At 44.7% G+C, this 18534-nt stretch carries 18 protein-coding genes; 14 read left to right on the plus strand and 4 right to left on the minus strand.

The window, feature by feature from the left end:
- The 7 genes from AB4384_RS14230 to purF form a co-directional block, all read left to right on the plus strand.
- On the plus strand, positions 1-1754 hold a 1754-nt coding region (locus AB4384_RS14230), incomplete at its 5' end, for a FimV/HubP family polar landmark protein (RefSeq protein WP_372129706.1).
- A 194-nt stretch (positions 1755-1948) separates the two neighbouring features.
- Positions 1949-2743 carry a tRNA pseudouridine(38-40) synthase TruA gene (gene truA, locus AB4384_RS14235; RefSeq protein WP_004734161.1) on the plus strand — a complete coding sequence of 265 codons (795 nt, stop codon included), beginning with the start codon at positions 1949-1951 and terminating at the stop codon, positions 2741-2743.
- A gap of 176 nt (positions 2744-2919) precedes the next feature.
- On the plus strand, positions 2920-3846 hold the full coding sequence (gene accD, locus AB4384_RS14240) for an acetyl-CoA carboxylase, carboxyltransferase subunit beta (protein WP_017062348.1): 927 nt from the start codon (positions 2920-2922) through the stop codon (positions 3844-3846).
- Positions 3847-3888: 42 nt separating this feature from the next.
- The gene (folC, locus tag AB4384_RS14245; RefSeq protein ID WP_017062347.1) at positions 3889-5151 is read left to right on the plus strand and encodes a bifunctional tetrahydrofolate synthase/dihydrofolate synthase; all 1263 of its coding nucleotides are present in this window, start codon (positions 3889-3891) and stop codon (positions 5149-5151) included.
- Positions 5152-5727 (plus strand): SPOR domain-containing protein, encoded by a 576-nt coding sequence (locus AB4384_RS14250; protein WP_017063432.1) that lies wholly within the window; start codon positions 5152-5154, stop codon positions 5725-5727.
- Positions 5728-5788: 61 nt separating this feature from the next.
- Entirely contained in the window at positions 5789-6280 is a 492-nt protein-coding gene (locus AB4384_RS14255; RefSeq protein WP_009848678.1) for a CvpA family protein, read from the plus strand.
- Between the two features lie 34 nt (positions 6281-6314).
- On the plus strand, positions 6315-7829 hold the full coding sequence (purF, locus tag AB4384_RS14260) for an amidophosphoribosyltransferase (protein WP_017062345.1): 1515 nt from the start codon (positions 6315-6317) through the stop codon (positions 7827-7829).
- A 122-nt stretch (positions 7830-7951) separates the two neighbouring features.
- On the opposite strand, the gene AB4384_RS14265 is transcribed toward purF, so the two are convergent.
- Positions 7952-8827, minus strand: a complete 876-nt coding sequence (locus AB4384_RS14265) for a LysR family transcriptional regulator (RefSeq protein WP_017067604.1) — start codon at positions 8825-8827, stop codon at positions 7952-7954.
- A 228-nt stretch (positions 8828-9055) separates the two neighbouring features.
- On the opposite strand from AB4384_RS14265, the gene AB4384_RS14270 reads away from it, so the two are divergent.
- The 7 genes from AB4384_RS14270 to recR all read left to right on the plus strand — a co-directional run bounded on the left by AB4384_RS14270 (position 9056) and on the right by recR (position 15005).
- Positions 9056-10159, plus strand: coding sequence for a response regulator (locus AB4384_RS14270; protein ID WP_102320049.1), 1104 nt, complete (start codon positions 9056-9058; stop codon positions 10157-10159).
- 148 nt (positions 10160-10307) lie between these two features.
- Positions 10308-10445 carry a hypothetical protein gene (locus AB4384_RS14275; protein ID WP_017067606.1) on the plus strand — a complete coding sequence of 46 codons (138 nt, stop codon included), beginning with the start codon at positions 10308-10310 and terminating at the stop codon, positions 10443-10445.
- A gap of 74 nt (positions 10446-10519) precedes the next feature.
- Positions 10520-10891 carry a YbaN family protein gene (locus AB4384_RS14280; protein WP_029225617.1) on the plus strand — a complete coding sequence of 124 codons (372 nt, stop codon included), beginning with the start codon at positions 10520-10522 and terminating at the stop codon, positions 10889-10891.
- A 161-nt stretch (positions 10892-11052) separates the two neighbouring features.
- The gene (gene apt / locus AB4384_RS14285; RefSeq protein WP_017062340.1) at positions 11053-11598 is read left to right on the plus strand and encodes an adenine phosphoribosyltransferase; all 546 of its coding nucleotides are present in this window, start codon (positions 11053-11055) and stop codon (positions 11596-11598) included.
- 18 nt (positions 11599-11616) lie between these two features.
- On the plus strand, positions 11617-13845 hold the full coding sequence (gene dnaX / locus AB4384_RS14290; protein ID WP_102320048.1) for a DNA polymerase III subunit gamma/tau: 2229 nt from the start codon (positions 11617-11619) through the stop codon (positions 13843-13845).
- Positions 13846-13997: 152 nt separating this feature from the next.
- Positions 13998-14327, plus strand: a complete 330-nt coding sequence (locus AB4384_RS14295; protein WP_017062338.1) for a YbaB/EbfC family nucleoid-associated protein — start codon at positions 13998-14000, stop codon at positions 14325-14327.
- Positions 14328-14405: 78 nt separating this feature from the next.
- Positions 14406-15005, plus strand: a complete 600-nt coding sequence (gene recR, locus AB4384_RS14300; RefSeq protein WP_019823189.1) for a recombination mediator RecR — start codon at positions 14406-14408, stop codon at positions 15003-15005.
- 66 nt (positions 15006-15071) lie between these two features.
- On the opposite strand, the gene aqpZ is transcribed toward recR, so the two are convergent.
- From aqpZ to AB4384_RS14315, 3 genes are all read right to left on the minus strand, one after another.
- On the minus strand, positions 15072-15761 hold the full coding sequence (gene aqpZ, locus AB4384_RS14305; protein ID WP_372129707.1) for an aquaporin Z: 690 nt from the start codon (positions 15759-15761) through the stop codon (positions 15072-15074).
- A 242-nt stretch (positions 15762-16003) separates the two neighbouring features.
- Positions 16004-16810, minus strand: a complete 807-nt coding sequence (locus tag AB4384_RS14310; RefSeq protein WP_372129708.1) for an endonuclease/exonuclease/phosphatase family protein — start codon at positions 16808-16810, stop codon at positions 16004-16006.
- Between the two features lie 79 nt (positions 16811-16889).
- On the minus strand, positions 16890-18518 hold the full coding sequence (locus AB4384_RS14315) for a PTS transporter subunit IIBC (RefSeq protein ID WP_372129709.1): 1629 nt from the start codon (positions 18516-18518) through the stop codon (positions 16890-16892).
- Positions 18519-18534: the final 16 nt, after the last annotated feature.

The raw sequence follows: 18534 nt of genomic DNA on the forward strand, positions 1-18534 counted from the left end.
CAGAGCCAGAGCCAGAGCCAGTTCGTGCTGCAAACATGCCAGAGATCATTCCAAATGAATTTGGTGTGCCAGAAGACGATGATTGGCTGATTGAAGATGAGGCGTCTGAACCAGAAGCATTAGCGGAAACTGACGTAACACCAGAGCTAGTGACACCTGTCGCTGAACCGAAAGTTGAAGCTACACCACAAGCGGAAGTAGCAGAACAAGCTGAAGTTCTAGGACAAGAAGGCGAAGAAGAATTCTCGTTTGATGACTTCGAATTGCCAGAGTTTAATGAAGAAGATGCACTAGCGGAAGCTGATGCTGAATCAACACCAGAACCAGTAACGCCAGCTATTGATGCTCAACCAAGTGTTGAGCCTCAAACTGAAGCCCAAGTTATAGCTCAGGCGCAAGACGACGAAGAGTTTTCGTTTGATGATTTCGACTTACCAGAGTTTAGTGAAGAAGACGCACTAGCGGAAGCTGATGCTGAATCAACAACAGAGCCAGCAACGCCTGCTATAGACTCTCAATCAAGTGTTGAATCGCAACCTACCGCTGAGCCTCAGTTAGATGCTGCACCACAAGTTGAAACTGCGAAACCAGAAAGCGAAGAAGAATTCTCGCTTGATGACTTCGAACTACCAGAGTTTGGTGAAGACGATGCGTTAGCGGAAGTGGTGAGTGAACCAGATGAAGCACAGTTAGAGCAAGACTTAGCGCCTGACACAGAGAAGTTCGAGTTCGATGACCTTGATCTTCCGGAGTACGATGAAGAAAGCGCAAAAGCAGACTCTGTTTTAGATGATATTGAGCAAAGCAATGCCGAGCCGGTGGCGGAAGCCCAAGGCGTAGAGTTCGATGAGTTTGATTTACCGGAATATGGTGAAGATGAAGCCATCTCTGATGCGTTTGCTGAGAAGCCAACACCACTGACTTCTTTCAGCCCACAAGGCGAAGAGCAAGATGCGTTGCATGATCTGTTCTCAAATCCGCAGAGCTATAGTCAGGCTGATGATTTCTCGAGTGCTGAAGACTCTGAACCGGCTGGTTTTGCACAGCCAGAACAATCACTGAGCGCGGCTTCAGAGCCAAACTCAACGCCTGCAGCGGTTCAAGACGAGCCACTAGAAGGCTTTGATGACTTTGATGAGACAGCATTAGCTGAGTTGCTTTCTGAAGATGTTCAAGACTCTGTCGACAACATGTTCGATAAGCCATTGGACGCAACTTCGATTGATAGCGCAGGGTTAGATATTGACGCCATGCTTGAAGTCGGCGGCGAAGACTGGAAAGGCTTTAACCTAGCGCCAGAACAACAATCGAGCATGCATAATGATGTGCCTGATGACCAACAAGAGATTTGGGCATCGGCTGAACAGCAAGCTGAACCGAAAATCAAAGAAGAGAATTGGGCTGAACAAGACAATCTAACCGAATCAGGCAACAGTCGTGATAAGCAGTACATGACGATTGATGAGCTAATGGCTCAAGTCGAGCAAGAAGGTGAAGAAGTCATTAATCCAGACGATGAAGAGCTTAAACTGGATGTGGGTCTTAACGAATTCCCTGATGTTATCGGTGATATTGGCAATTATGATGTCGACAGCAATGCAGAAGCTGCGGGTAAGCTTGATTTGGCCAAAATCTACATCGAGATGAGTGACTCGCAAGGGGCAATTAAGCTTCTAGAAGAGGCAATCGTTGACGGCAGCGATGATATTCGTCGAGAGGCAAAAAATCTTATCGATACGTTAAACGGTCGATAAATTTACAAATCAGAAAGGGTAGCGTTGGCTACCCTTTATTTTAAGGCGATACAGAGCGCTATCGTTTCATTTGGTTTTTCAACAGCATCATCTCGGTCGATGCTGATTGTTTATTGAAGTTTTAGCCCCATCCTATTTGGGCTAGCACTGATTTCCGTATATACTTCTCGCCCATTTTCAAAGAGAACAAGAACATGAAAATTGCTTTAGGTATTGAATATAACGGTACCCACTACTTTGGTTGGCAGCGCCAACGAGACGTGAAAAGTGTCCAAGAAGAATTGGAAAAGGCTCTTTCAGTTGTCGCGAATCACCCTGTAGAAGTTATGTGCGCAGGTCGTACAGATGCCGGTGTTCACGGTACGGGACAAGTCGTTCACTTTGAAACTAATGTCGATCGTAAAATGGTGGCATGGACAATGGGCGCGAATGCCAACATGCCAAAAGATATTGCGGTTCGTTGGGCGACAGAAGTGAATGAGGATTTCCATGCTCGTTTCTCGGCTACTGCCCGCCGTTATCGCTACATTATCTTTAACCATGCACTACGCCCAGGCATTTTGAATTCAGGTGTGAGCCATTATCATGGTCATCTTGATGAGAAAAAAATGCATGAAGCGGGTCAGTACTTACTTGGTGAGAATGACTTCACTTCGTTCAGGGCAACACACTGTCAATCTCGTAGCCCATGGAGAAACATGATTCACTTGAACGTGACTCGTCATGGACACTACATTGTGATCGATATTAAAGCGAATGCGTTTGTTCACCACATGGTGAGGAATATTACGGGTAGCCTTATTGCCGTAGGTAAAGGTGAGCAGAAACCAGAGTGGATCCAGTGGCTTTTAGAAGCTAAAGATCGAAAAGTAGCCGGCGCAACTGCAAAAGCGGAAGGTTTGTATCTGGTGGATGTTGATTATCCTGAACATTTTGAGCTACCACGAGAGCCAATTGGTCCTCTATTTTTACCGGATAATTTGAACTAAATGTGAGACTTAGGTTCAAAAATTATTACGGTTTAGTGCGTAAGATAGTCCCAGAAAATAGGTACAACCAGTTTTTTATCTACAGTCGCTGTTTTATGTGCTTTAATTCCCACGCATAATTCCCAAATTTATTTCTTTCGCAATCAAGCGGAAGAATCGAAACAAAAAGGTCTTCCATGAGTTGGCTTGAAAAGATTTTAGAAAAAAGCAACATCGTAACATCTCGTAAAGCGTCTATCCCTGAGGGTGTTTGGACGAAATGTACTTCTTGTGAGCAGGTTCTGTACCATGCTGAACTAGAGCGTAACCTAGAAGTATGTCCAAAATGTGACCATCACATGCGCATGAAAGCACGTCGTCGTCTGGATACATTCCTAGACAAAGGTGAGCGTGTTGAACTAGGTGCTGATCTTGAGCCACAAGACAAGCTGAAGTTTAAAGACTCTAAGCGTTACAAAGAACGTATCTCTGCTGCTCAAAAGAACAGTGGTGAAACAGACGCATTAGTTGCAATGAAAGGCGAACTATTGGGTTTACCTATCGTAGCGTGTGCTTTTGAATTCTCATTCATGGGCGGCTCAATGGGTTCTGTTGTTGGTGCTCGTTTCGTGAAAGCGGTAGATGCTGCTATCGAGAACAACTGTGGTTTAGTGTGTTTCTCTGCAAGTGGTGGTGCTCGTATGCAAGAGGCATTGATGTCTCTAATGCAAATGGCGAAAACCAGTGCTGCGCTTGAGCGTTTATCTGCGAAAGGCCTACCGTTTGTTTCAGTTATGACTGATCCAACAATGGGTGGTGTTTCTGCAAGTTTGGCAATGCTTGGCGATATCAATATTGGTGAACCAAAAGCACTGATCGGTTTTGCTGGACGTCGTGTAATCGAACAAACGGTACGTGAAGACCTTCCTGAAGGTTTCCAACGCAGTGAGTTCCTACTAGACCACGGTGCTATCGACATGATTGTTGACCGTCGTGAGATGCGTCAGCGCGTTGCAAGCCTTGTTGCTAAAATGACCAACCAGCCTTCACCATTAGTAGTTTCTGTGAACGATTCACCGAATGAAGCTACTTATGAAGTACCAGAAGCGCCAGAAAAAGGGTAAAGTACCTTCTAACAAACCAACTTAATTATGGTTATGAGTTAGATGAGTCAACAACCTATTCCTCAAGCCACATCCTCTTTGGAGATGTGGCTTGATTATTTATCAAACATCCACACAAGCGCTATTGATCTTGGATTAGACCGAGTTCAGGCCGTCGCCTCTAAGGCAAACCTCACCAAGCCTGCTCAACATGTTATTACTGTTGCCGGAACCAATGGCAAAGGCTCAACATGTGCACTGATGGAAGCGATTCTATTGGACGCTGGTTACTCAGTTGGTGTCTACAGCTCTCCTCACTTAATTCGCTATAACGAACGTGTTCGTATCAACGGCCAAGATCTATCTGATGAAAAGATGGTTCAGTCTTTCGATTTCATTGAGAAAGAGCGTGGCGAAATCAGCCTGAGTTTTTTCGAATATGGCACTTTAGCGGCGTTACGTGCATTTCAAACTGAAGCGGTTGATGTTGTGCTTTTAGAAGTGGGTTTAGGCGGGCGTTTAGACGCGACCAATATCGTTGAGCATGATGTTTCTGTGATTACTAGTTTGGCTGTCGACCATGTTGACTGGCTAGGTGATGACATCAATGTGATTGGTTTTGAGAAAGCGGGCATTTATCGTAGCGGTAAACCCGCTATCTGTGGTCAACCCAAGCCACCGGCTACGGTTGCAGCGCACGCTGATGACATTAAGGCTGAGTTCTACCAAGTCGGTATTCAATACACTTATGATGTTGACGGTGATACGTGGAACTGGCGCAGTGGTGCATTCCAACTAGAATCGCTACCTATTCCAAGCCTGCCGTTACCTAACGCTGCAACAGCGTTGATGGCATTGGGCACATCAGAGCTTAGTATTAGCGACGTGAACGTGGTTAACGGCATGAAGAATGCGCAGCTTCCTGGGCGTATGCAGCAAATTAGCGAACAACCGGTGATTGTGCTTGATGTAGCACACAACCCGCATTCTGCTGAGTACTTTGCGCAGCAAGTCGCGAAGAAGTATGCAGGCAAAAATTTACACGTTGTAGTCGCCATGCTTCATGACAAAGATATCCCCGCGACATTGGAAGTATTAGCTCCAATAACAACACATTGGTACCCAGCTTCGCTGAACGGCCCACGAGCCGCAACAGCCGCTGAATTGTGTCAAAGCTTACCTGAAGGTGTAGAGCGGTATTCAAACCCTGTTGTAGCGTTTGAAGCGGCTTTAGCTTCTGTTAAAGGTGACGATGTTGTGTTGGTTGTCGGTTCTTTCCATACAGTGGGTGAAGTGTTGGAGCATTGGCAGAAAAAAGGAAACTAAATGGCAAGTAAATTCCAAAGCCGGTTAGTCGGCACCATCATTTTAGTGGCCATTGGCGTGATTGTATTGCCCGATGTACTAGATGGTAAGAAGCTCCACTACAAAGAAGAGTTTGCAAGCATTCCAATTAAGCCTGAGCTTGATAGTAATGTTGAAGTGTTTGAAGTACTCGATCCCGTTGAAGATCAGATAGCGCTACCGGATTCTCCGGTTGAGCAAGTGGTTGAAAGTGGTCGTACTGATAATTCAAACACGCAAACCGCGTCTTCTTCTAATGATAAAGAAGCAGACAAAGTGGCAGTTGTGGTTAAGCCGGTACCTGAAAAAAATGAATACCAAGACAGTGCTTGGATTATTCAATTGATGGCTTTGAAGAATGCTGACAACGCAAAAAACGTTGTTAAGGATCTGCAAAAGCGCGGTTATCAGGCTCACACCAAGCAAGAAAAAACTTTTACGCGAGTAATTATTGGCCCGGATGTCTCTAAATCCAAACTTGAGCGACAAATTAAGGAATTAGAAAAAATTACGGGTTCAAAAGGCCAGTTGCTCAAATTTAAACCGTTAAATCCATAAGAAAACGTTTGCGTCAGCATTTTTTCTGTTAAAATGCGCGCCAACTTAAGATGAAGAATTCATGAATTGGTTAGATTTTGTCATTTTAGGCGTGATCGGCTTCTCTGCCGTGATCAGTTTAGTTCGTGGTTTCGCTAAAGAAGCCTTGTCACTCGTTATTTGGTTTGGAGCATTTTTTATTGCTAGCCAGTACTACGCTAAATTAGCGATGTACTTCACCAATATCGAAGATGAGATGTTTCGAAACGGAACTGCGATAGCAGCATTGTTTGTTGCAACGTTAGTTGTGGGTGCCTTAGTTAACTATGTCATCGGTCAACTAGTTCAGAAAACAGGCCTGTCAGGTACAGACAGAATCCTCGGTGTCGTCTTTGGTGGCTTACGTGGTGTTTTGATTGTTTCTGCAGTGTTGTTTTTCATGGATGCGTTTACTGCATTCCCAAGTTCTGAGTGGTGGAAGAATTCGCAATTGGTTCCAGAATTTAGTCGAATCATTGCGCCGTTCTTCGAGCATTTACAAGCAACATCTAGTTTCTTATCTGGCGCGCTCTAGCGCCAGTTAATGTCGAAAAATCGAGGATTAGGACATGTGTGGTATTGTTGGAATCGTGGGTTCAACACCTGTAAACCAGTCTATTTATGACGCTTTAACGGTATTGCAGCATCGTGGCCAAGATGCCGCTGGTATTTGTACCATAGAAAGCAATCGTTTCCGTCTGCGTAAGGCGAACGGTTTAGTAAAAGATGTTTTTGAAGCAAAACACATGCAGCGCCTACAAGGTGAAGTTGGTATTGGCCATGTTCGTTATCCTACTGCGGGTAGTTCAAGTGCGTCTGAAGCTCAGCCTTTCTACGTAAACTCTCCTTTTGGCATTACGTTGGCGCACAACGGTAACCTGACGAACGCAAACGAAGTTCGTGAGAAGTTGTTCGAAAAAGACCGTCGTCATGTAAACACAACCTCTGACTCTGAAGTTCTACTGAACGTATTAGCTCATGAGATCGATACTGTTAAAGGTAACGTAACTTCAGATGACGTTTTCCGCGCTGTGGCAAATGTGCATCGTACAATTCGTGGTGCTTACGCCGTAACGGCGATGATCATCGGCCACGGTATGATCGCATTCCGTGACCCACATGGTATTCGTCCATTGTGTCTTGGTAAGCGTGAAGTTCAAGGTAAAACAGAGTACATGGTTGCGTCTGAATCGGTAGCACTCGATGCTGTTGGTTTCGACTTCATGCGCGACGTAGCACCAGGTGAAGCTATCTACGCAACGTTTGACGGTGAGCTTTTCACTAAGCAATGTGCAGACAACCCACAACTAAACCCATGTATCTTTGAGTTTGTATACTTTGCACGCCCAGATTCATTCATCGACAAAATCTCGGTTTACAGCGCACGCGTTGAGATGGGTGAGATGCTTGGTATGCGTATTAAAGAAGAGTACGCAGACTTAGACATTGATGTAGTTATTCCAATCCCTGAAACATCAAACGATATTGCGCTACGAATCGCTCAAGCGATCAATAAGCCATACCGTCAAGGTTTCGTGAAAAACCGCTATGTTGGCCGCACATTCATCATGCCAGGTCAGCAACAACGTAAGAAGTCGGTTCGCCGTAAGCTCAACGCAATTCGCTCTGAGTTTAAAGGTAAGAACGTTCTTCTGGTTGACGATTCTATCGTTCGCGGCACAACATCAGAGCAGATCATTGAGATGGCTCGTGATTCTGGCGCAAATAAGGTCTTCATGGTTTCAGCTGCTCCAGAGGTTCGCTTCCCTAACGTTTACGGCATTGATATGCCGAGCGCGACAGAGTTGATTGCTCATGGTCGTGATAACGAAACGATTTGTAAGCAGATTGGCGCAGACGCCTTGATTTTCCAAACGCTACCAGATCTGATTTCTGCAGTGGGCATGGGCAATCAAGACATCTCTCGTTTTGATACTTCTGTATTTAACGGCGAGTATGTAACGGGCGATATCGACCAAGTGTACCTAGATTTCCTAGACTCTTTGCGTAATGACGACTCAAAGGTTCAACGTGAGATTCAACAAGATCTTGCGAACTTAGAGTTACACAACGAAGGCGCTTAATTAGCGTTTCGTTAGTGATAAAGAGTTTTTCCTAGCAATGATTCCGTATTGCTAGCGATACAGAAAATAAAAAACCAGAGCTTCGGCTCTGGTTTTTTTGTTTATAGAGAAGGGGATTGACCTTAATGAATGTGGTACGCGATCACAAAATCAATAAACAATCTCACTTTCTCTGGTAGATGATCTTTGTGGTTATAAAGCATGTAGATATCACGAGGGTTAGCGCTCCAGTCTTCTAAGACTTGCACTAAGCTGCCATCTTCAATGTATTCACGAATCATCACGTCAGGCATTAGGGTGATACCTAGGCCTTCTGAGCACGCTTGTCTCACGACATTAAGCGCGTTAGCGTTGAAACGGCCTTTCTCGCTATTTACCACCGTCTCTTCATTCGAATTACTCAGCTGCCACTTAATTAGCGGGTAGCCTTTGAGTAGCGAATGGTTCGCTAGCTCTTCAGCATGGCTTGGAGCTGGGTTCTTCGCTAAGTATTCAGGGCTCGCGATAAGAATATCTTTGACTTCACTGATTTTTCGAGCGATTAGGCTTGAATCACGCTGCGGGCCGACACGGAAAATTACGTCCCACTCCGTTGGATCCAGCTGATCCGCTTGGTTGTTCATCATCAGCTCAATATTGATATCAGGGTATTGAGTCATGAATTCACTGAACATTGGCATCATCATGCGCTTGGTCAGGTTTGAGGGTGCCGTAATACGAATCTTACCGGAAGCGCCTTTGCACACGTCAGTTAACTCTTCTGCAGTAGAAGAGAGACGTTGCAATAGCGGAGAGCATTCATTGAAGAAACGTTCGCCTGCCTCTGTTAAAGAAAGTTTACGCGCGTGTCTATTGAGAAGCCTAAGGTTCAAAGAATCTTCTAAGGCTTGGATGCGTCGTGTGATGGTCGCAACCGGAATCATAGTCTTGCGCGATGTTGCGGTGTAGCTCCCATTTTCAACGACGAGTCGAAAGAGGTTTAAATCATCTAATTTCATAAATCCAGACACATTTGTTTACAATCTCATCTAATTTATACGTAACAGTGAGATCAATGTTTGCGTTACGTCAACTCGTTGCACTATTTACAAGTATTCCAACCCTCGTCACGAATTACCAGCAAAGAGTGCAAATTTGTGTATTTAGCATTTTATTACTAAGTTTTATATTAGTTCTTAGAACAGATAACAATAATAATTCGACTTAGTTTTGTGAGGTTATAGATTATGTACAAAACTCACAGTCAGCCAGTAATGACCTCGGCTCAGGAAGTAATTAACCAAAAATGCGTGATGTTGGTTGATGATGATCCTATTTTTCGCCGTATAACCAGCGCGTACCTAGACAAGGTGGGTTATAAAGTGGTTGAGGCTGAAAATGGACTGGACGCTTTGCAGAAACTTAGAGACTCAGCGCCAGATTTAATTGTGTGTGACTTATCAATGCCAATACTTGATGGCATAGAGCTTGTGGAAGAGATCAGTTTAGAGTACCCGTCACTGCCTATGATCGTTGTGTCTGGCACTGATGATATGTCTGACGTGGCGAAAGCCTTGCGATTTGGTATTAAAGACTTCTTGGCGAAGCCGTTAGAGGATCACCGTCACCTAGGAAGTGCGATTGCGAATACATTGACAGATTCGTTCGATAACATTTCAGACCAACGAGATTTTTCGAGCCAATGGTTCTGTGTGGATGATGGGGGAGAGATCCCTGAAGACCAAGAACTGCATTGGCACCTGAATTACCTTCAAGATAACCCAAGCGCAGCAAAAGACTTACTGCATGCGCTGCTTCCAGAGAAAGATACGCGACAAGGCTCATGGCGTTGCAGTTACCGGTTACTGCAATCAACAGAGATGATGCCACTTGTGTTTGACTATGCGTGGATGATGAACGGGCAGTTTGCTTTTTACCTCGTCGACTCATCGTCGTCTGATAATGGCGGCTCCGCGACAACATTGTTAGTGAGAGCGCTGTTCCACGATTACATAAGAAACAGAAAAGATTTTAATGTTGATCTCAAAGATATTGCTGAAATCTTAGAGAAGGGGATTCGTTGCTCTAAATGCTCCACCCCAGTGAATGCCTTGTTTGGTGTTGCTGACCTTGCCGAGGGAACCATCTCCATTTTGCCTGCGGGTCTAGACGGGCAATGGTCGAATGGTGAATTGAATCAATATATTGCAGCAGGTGAGCGCTTGGGTGAGAACTGCAAGAAGAACTTTATTACGCGGGACCTTCCGATCGAACAGGGCTGCCAACTGTCGTTGAGCCTACTTGGAGCGGCAAGTTTTAGTTTAGACATACACCAAGGGTCTACTGATTAACCCTATATTTCCTCGGTTTTTGTGAATAATTGATTAAGGTATAGTTGCGCAAATGGTGTGGCTATGCCTTTTTTGTTAAATGTCGATTTAGCAAAGCGGGTTTGGTTCGCCGGATACTTACCTTCACTAACAAAAACAAGAAGCAATCATGGCAGATAACAAAGACTTTCAAGACCCGTTTAATGTATTCTACTTTTTAGGATTTTTAGCCGCATTTTTAATGATTCCATTGCTACCAGCAACACTTACGTTGATCCGCGTATTCAATGGTTACGCAACATTCTAGTTAAGCTGTCGTCGCCGATTGGTGATAGCTAACTCAAGGAGGCCACAATTAGCGTTCGAGTTTTAAGCCTCAATATTGCTGGTGGCCTTTGTATATTTCTCGCAGTTCTAGGGATAGTTTTGCCCGTTCTGCCAACCACTCCTTTTCTCCTTCTTGCCAGCGCATGCTTCATGCGAAGCAATCCGAAAGTTCATAAATGGATGCATGAGCACAAAACGCTGGGTCCTTTGCTGAACAATTGGTATCAACACGGTGCCGTCACCAAACAAGTTAAAACGCGTGGCGTATTCTTTATCTTGTTGAGTTTTGCGTTATCCATCTACTTTGCCCCTATCATTTGGGTCAAGGCTTTCCTAATTTGTGTACTTGTTATTCTTCTCACATGGTTTATGCGACTTCCAACCCATGAGTTGGTTGCTGACAGCAAAGAAAATCACTACCATTAAGCCAGTGTGCCTGCTTGTATAGCGGGCGTTTATTATTTCAGCAATCAGAGTTATGACTCTCGTTGCAATGAATACCAATCGTACCTTTCCTTAATTCCGAGCGTTGATGTTTGATTCGTTAACGAGAGTTTGGAAAGCGGCCTAATGAAGTGCATAAGATTATGAACACAGAAAAAATCTCTCTGATCAAAGCAAGCATCAAAAGCATTCCTGATTACCCTAAAGCGGGTATTTTGTTCCGTGACGTAACAAGCTTGATGGAAGATCCAGTAGCTTACAAAGCGACTATCGACCTGCTAGCGGAAACATACAAGGACATGGGCTTTACTAAGATCGTTGGTACTGAAGCTCGTGGTTTCCTATTTGGTGCGCCTTTGGCACTTGAGCTAGGTGTTGGCTTCATTCCTGTTCGTAAGCCGGGCAAGCTGCCTCGTCAAACTGTGGCACAATCTTATGAGCTTGAGTACGGCACCGACACTCTAGAAATCCATACTGATGCTATCGTTGAAGGCGATAAAGTGTTGATGGTTGATGATTTGCTAGCAACGGGCGGTACGATTGAAGCAACAACAAAGTTGATTCGTCAGCTTGGTGGTGTGGTAGAACACGCTGCATTTGTTATTAACCTTCCAGAAATCGGTGGTGACAAGCGCTTACAAGGCTTAGGTCTAGAAGTGTTTAGCATCTGCGAATTCGACGGTCACTAATCCTTTTCGGAATTATTCATGAGCTATCTTGCGTTAGCGCGAAAATGGCGACCAACCAAATTCAAAGAAGTGGTTGGTCAAGCCCATGTTTTAACAGCATTAGAGAATGCCCTTAGCCAGAACAGGTTGCACCATGCATACCTGTTCAGCGGTACACGAGGTGTCGGTAAAACGACCATCGGCCGTTTGTTTGCTAAAGGGCTCAACTGTGAAACAGGCATTACCTCAACACCTTGTGGTGAATGTGCAACCTGTAAAGAAATCGATGAAGGTCGCTTTGTTGACCTACTTGAGATTGATGCGGCATCACGTACTAAGGTAGAAGATACCCGCGAGCTTCTGGACAATGTTCAGTACAAGCCTGCACGTGGTCGCTTCAAGGTTTACCTAATCGATGAAGTCCACATGCTTTCTAGGCACAGCTTTAATGCGCTTCTAAAGACCTTAGAAGAGCCGCCTGAGTATGTGAAATTCTTGCTCGCAACAACGGATCCACAGAAGCTTCCAGTGACTATCTTGTCGCGTTGTTTGCAGTTCCACCTTAAGCCGATCAGCGTTGATAATATTCACGAGCAGCTCGATCATATTCTTGAACAAGAAGATGTGACGTCTGAGTCTCGTGCGCTTGGAATGATTGCTCATGCTGCTGATGGCAGTATGCGTGATGCACTAAGCCTTACAGACCAAGCTATCGCATTAGGTAACGGCAATGTCGTAACAGATACTGTTGCTCATATGCTTGGGACACTGGATACCGACCAAGCTATCCACTTGCTTGAAGCGATTAGCAGTAAGCAGCCGCAACAAGCGATGGCGTGTATCCAAAGCCTTGCTGAGAACGGTGTTGAGTGGGACGGTTTGCTGAATCAGCTTGCGACTCAACTGCATCGTCTTGCGATGTTCCAAGCTTTGCCATCTACACTAGATAAGGCACAGCCTGACGCTGAGAAGCTTGAACTGTTGAGTAAGGCACTAAGCCCTCAAGACATTCAGCTTTACTACCAGATCGTATTGAAAGGTCGTGAAGACTTACCGTTATCGCCAACTGCTCGTGTTGGTATTGAGATGGTAGTTTTACGCATGTTGGCCTTTAGACCTGCTGAACAAGCGGTTGCTACTGCAATCTCGACTCAGTCGGCAAGCCCAGCGCCAGTTCCAGCAGCTCAAGCTCAGAACGTTGCTCAGTCAGTGAGTCAACCTGCGCCAATGGCAGCTCCGAGACAGCCTCAGATGCAACAACAGGCGCCTCAACAGCAAGCTATGCAGCAGCAACCGGTGCAACAGGCTCCGCAGCAGAATCCAGCACAGTATTCAGATTCGCAAGGTTACGCTGATCATTCAGGTAACCAAGGTTATCCAGAACAGGATTACCCGCATAGCCAGTATGACGCGCCTCCTGCTTATGATGAGCGTCCAAGCTACGGTGCAGATCAGCCTCAGCAGCAACAAACGAATTATCAAAACCAGAGCCCGGTTCAACAGCCAAGCGTTGCACCTTCTGCTCCGCAAGAGCAGCCGGCGCGTGCAACTTCGCCTGTGAGTGGTTTACGCCACCAATTACGTTCTCAACGTAGAGGCAGCGCGGCAACAGAAAACAAAGGCTCGGCGCCAAAAAAGGCTAAAGCGACACCAGCTAAAACTTCAGTACTTGATCGAGTTGCTCAGCAACACGGTGGTTCTGAGCGGGTGTCGCCAGCTTCTTTATCAGCCTCTTCGACAGAAAATGTGACCAACGATAATGAACCTTATCGCTGGAAACCGTCTAAACCTGTAGTGAAAGAGGTGAGCAAAGAGCTTACACCTACTCAGATCAAGCGTGCGTTAGAGCATATTAAGACACCAGAAATGGTCGACAAATTGCTTCAAGAGTCGATTGCTCAAGATGAATGGTCCGCCACGATTCAAAAGCTAGAGACAGCCAAGCTTGTTGAACAGTTAGCATTGAACTCAGTGTTTGCTAAAAACGACACATCAATCACTTTAACGTTAAGAGCGAGCCAAGCTCACTTGAATACGGACCGTGCACAGAGTGAATTATTGCAGTCTCTCAATACTGTGCTTGGAGAAGAGTGTCATTTGAGTGTTGAAATCGGTGATGGTGGAGAAACGCCGCTAGAATTACGAGAAAGGTTGTACCAAGGTAAGTTGAAAGACGCGTTTACCGCTTTAGAAAACGATGCCAACGTACAGTTCATTGAAAGACGTTTTGCCGCTGAACTCGACAGAGACAGCGTTCGTCCTATCTAGAACGTTTTCTTGTTTAGTGACCGGCATATCATCCCAGATAAGCAAATCTGAGAACTGAACATCGAGGGGTTGAATCACACTGTTTTAACCCCCATTTAAGCTCGTATAGCTTAATTAATTTTAATAAACCAATTAGACCAGAGAGTATTAACATGTTTGGTAAAGGCGGTATGGGCAACATGATGAAGCAAGCCCAGCAAATGCAAGAGCGCATGCAAAAGCTTCAAGAAGAAATCGCAAATATGGAAGTTACAGGTGAGTCAGGTGCTGGCCTTGTAAAAGTAACGATCACTGGTAGCCACAGCGTTCGCCGTGTTGATATCGATGAAAGCCTAATGGAAGACGATAAAGAGATGCTTGAAGATCTTATCGCTGCTGCTTTCAACGATGCGGCTCGTCGCGTTGAAGAAACTCAAAAAGAGAAAATGGCTAGCGTAACTGGCGGAATGCAACTTCCACCAGGTATGAAGATGCCTTTCTAAGTAACTTATTCTTAAAGGTTAATTCAGGTGGTGGTTTGTGTTGAACAGGCTATTACTTGAACATTAGAACGGTTAAATATGCGTACCAGTCATATGCTGGAGCATTTGATGGAGGCCTTACGTTGTCTACCTGGGGTTGGCCCCAAGTCGGCGCAGCGTATGGCCTTTCATTTGTTACAGCGCGATAGAAAAGGCGGCCTACAATTGGCTGAAGCTCTTAGCCAAGCAATGACCGAAATTGGTCACTGTAATGAGTGCCGTACTTTTACTGAAGAAGATACTTGCCACATTTGTACCAATCCTAAACGTCAGGAAAATGGTCAAATCTGTGTAGTAGAAAGCCCTGCAGACATTGCAGCAATAGAAGCGACTGGCCAATATTCAGGCCGTTACTTTGTATTGATGGGCCACCTTTCACCACTTGATGGTATTGGTCCAAGTGACATCGGTCTCGATGTTTTGGACTACCGCCTGCGTCGTGGTGATATCTCTGAAGTAATCCTAGCGACTAACCCAACAGTTGAAGGGGAAGCGACAGCGCACTACATTGCTGAGCTATGTAATGCCCATGAAGTGAACGCTAGCCGTATCGCTCATGGTGTTCCCGTTGGTGGTGAGCTAGAGCTGGTGGATGGCACCACGCTTTCGCACTCCTTACTCGGTCGTCATAAGATCTAAAAAAGCCGCTTGGTGAAGCATCACTAAGCGGCTTTTTCTTTTATTGCTTTAGACGTTTTTCAGCGCTTAATCTGAACCTCTCACCGCTTTGTATATCATCGCGCCAATCACGGCACCAATAATCGGTGCAACCCAGAATAGCCACAATTGCGAAACGGCCCAATCACCGACAAATACAGCCACGCCGGTACTTCGAGCAGGGTTCACAGAGGTGTTGGTTACAGGAATACTGATAAGGTGAATCAAGGTCAAACAGAGACCAATCGCAATGGGTGCAAACCCAGCAGGCGCTTTTGAATCAGTTGCGCCCATGATCACGAATAGGAATACCATGGTCATGACCACTTCACAGACCAGTGCAGCGGTAAGTGAATAGCCGCCCGGTGAGTGTTCACCGTAACCATTTGAAGCAAAGCCAGATACCGCAGCGTCAAAGCCTGCTTGGCCTGAAGCAATCACGAATAACACACCACCCGCGATAATACCGCCAATGACCTGGGCAATAATATAAGGTGCGACGTCTTTGGCATCAAAGCGACCACCGCTCCAAAGACCTATTGTAACAGCAGGGTTGAGATGACAGCCGGATATATGGCCAATAGCAAAAGCCATGGTGAGTACGGTTAAACCAAACGCGAGGGAAACCCCGAGTAAGCCGATACCTACATCGGGAAAAGCAGCGGCCAAGACGGCACTACCACAACCCCCTAACACCAACCAAAATGTACCGAACATTTCTGCAATATACCTATTCATAACGATCCTTATTAATCTGTACCAGTATCAACAAGATAGTTTAGATTTCGCAGAAGTGTGAAATCTTGTGTATATAGTTGAAAGAAAGAACAGAGAATCTTATGTAATCACTTCGAACTCGCACTAAAGATCGTTAAGGTCAGTCGTATTCTATCGCTGTTTTAGCAAGTAAGAGTGACCTGATAATTAGCCGTATTTGTGTCAGTATTCTTTTTATTTAAACTACGATGAGTTGATAAAAATTAAGTAAGTTCTACTTCTACCAACACCCCAAAGTGATCTGATACAACCGGATAAAAATCGTGATTAAAAATCACCTTATGCTGCTTTACCACTACAGGCTGATTACTAAGTACTAAATCAATGCGTAGCGCTTGGCTATTTTGCTCCCAACCATCAATGTTTTTAATGACAGTGGTTCCATCACCTTTGATTTCAGCAACTTCATAACAATCCATCAAACCGCGTTGTAATACGTAATCATAGCCTTCATTACGTATATGGCTTGGGTTGTTGAAATCGCCTAATAGAAAGCTCAACTCTGTTGGTAAAGTTGCCTTGATTCGGTCGAACTGATCCTCAAATGAGTTCTCTGAGTCATTCCACCAGCCACAATGACAATTATAAAGATTAAAATCACCCTGTTGAGAGGTCACTTTAATACGCACTGCTCGCCGATGTTTCCAAAAGCTCACATCATAGCTATCACTTAAATCAATGACCTCATGTTCGACAATCGGTAGTCGCGTTAAAAATGAGAGCCCCTCTTGATATACTTCATAACTTTGATGAACGAAATCCCACGTAAGTTGGTAGTGATGACCGTATTCCATGAGTTTTTTCTGTAATAAATAACCATAGTTATTCGCCAACACAGTGTGATTGGTTAATATATTGGCATCAACGGCCGGGCTATCTTGATGTTGATTCACTTCCTGTAATGCAACCACATCGCACCCTTGCTCGATAATGGCTTGCGCGACCACATCTAACTTTTCTAGCTGTTTTTCTTCTTGCCAACTGTGGGTATTTAGTGTCATTAACTTCATTATTATTCACTTATTTATTCTAGTGAGATAAAACGCAGCGCAAGGCTGCGTTTCTCGAGGTTATTTGATCTAAAAAGAATTACGCAGGTTGTGCTGAATATTTCTCTATTAACTTAGATTTAATAACATCCACCCCAGGGCCATAAATAACTTGTACACCCTGTTCTTTAATCACAGCACCAAGAGCCCCTGTCGGCTTCCATGACGCATATTCAGCAACCAACTTCGGATCATTAACTGTAATACGCAAGCGAGTCATACAAGCATCAATCTCAGCAATATTGGCACGGCCACCTAAATTCTGAATAATAATGTTCATCTTCTCATCTTCTGACATCGATTCTGAGCTTTCATCCAGGTAGTTACCCATACGACCCGGTGTTGGTAACTTCAATTTCACGATTAGGAAGCGGAACAATCCATAGTTAACCACAAAGAAAACAATAGAAACTAATGCAAAGCGAACCAGATCACCACCGATGCCCGCTGAAACCATCATAGGTATACGAGTGAGTAACTCAATCAAACCAAAGGCATGTACACGTAGGTCCATCACATCGACCAACGCAAATGCAACTCCTGTTAACACAGCATGTGCAACATACAAAACGGGAGCGATAAACATAAACATGAATTCAATAGGCTCAGTCACACCGGTTAATAACACAGCAAGACAGGCAGATAAGAACATTGGCTTATATTGTGCGCGCTTATCACTATCAACACATTGATACATCGCAAGTCCAATACCAATCAATGAAGAGGCTGCGATAATAACTTGGCCTGCTTTAAAGCGTGCTGGGTGCACCGTATCTAACAGGTGTTGGTAAGTTGTCGGATCGCTTAATTTAAGATTATTTAAATCGCTGACCCAAGCAAGCCATAATGGATCTTGACCATAAACACTTGAGCCCGCATTCATCCCAGTCAAAAGCTCATAAGTACCACCCAACTCGGTGTAATTCATTGGAATAGTTAAAGTGTGGTGTAAACCAAATGGCAGTAATAAACGCTCTAACGTACCATACAAGAAAGGAGCAGTGATCGGCGCAGTGTCTTTAGAGGTAGCAATCCATTGACCAAAATCATTAAGCGCACCTTGAATTAAAGGCCATATTACAGATAAACCAAACGCAATAATCAGCGAATAGAAAATAACAACAAAAGGTACAAAACGCTTACCGTTGAAAAATGCTAATGCCTGAGGTAAGCGAGCGAAGTCATGATAGCGGTTAAATAAGTTGGCACCTAAATAGCCAGACATAATACCGATAAACACACCCATATTTAGGGCAGGAGCACCCAAAATATTCGTGAAGAATTGAGAGACAGGTAACTCAGAACCAAATAGGCTCATCACAACCGCTTCTGGGTCACTGAGCATAGCGTTATCCACGCCCAATATAACCCCAGTGATACGGTTGATTAAGATGAAGGCAATTAGCGCGGCAAATGCGCCACCTGCACGCTCTTTTGCCCACGAGCCACCAATCGCGACCGCAAATAATAGGTGAAGGTTAACAATGATCCCCCAACCTATGTTTTCCATTATAGCGCCTAGTGTTTCAATGGCACCAAACCCACCCGCATACATTGCGACCACTTTACCTAGTGATATCATGATACCAGCGGCAGGCATCACCGCGATAACAACGATAAGGGACTTCCCAAATCGTTGCCAAAAATCAAACGATAGTAACTTACTCATAAATAGTTCCTTGATT

The sequence above is a fragment of the Vibrio sp. 10N.261.51.A4 genome, assembly GCF_041471945.1.
Lineage (GTDB): Bacteria > Pseudomonadota > Gammaproteobacteria > Enterobacterales > Vibrionaceae > Vibrio > Vibrio crassostreae_C.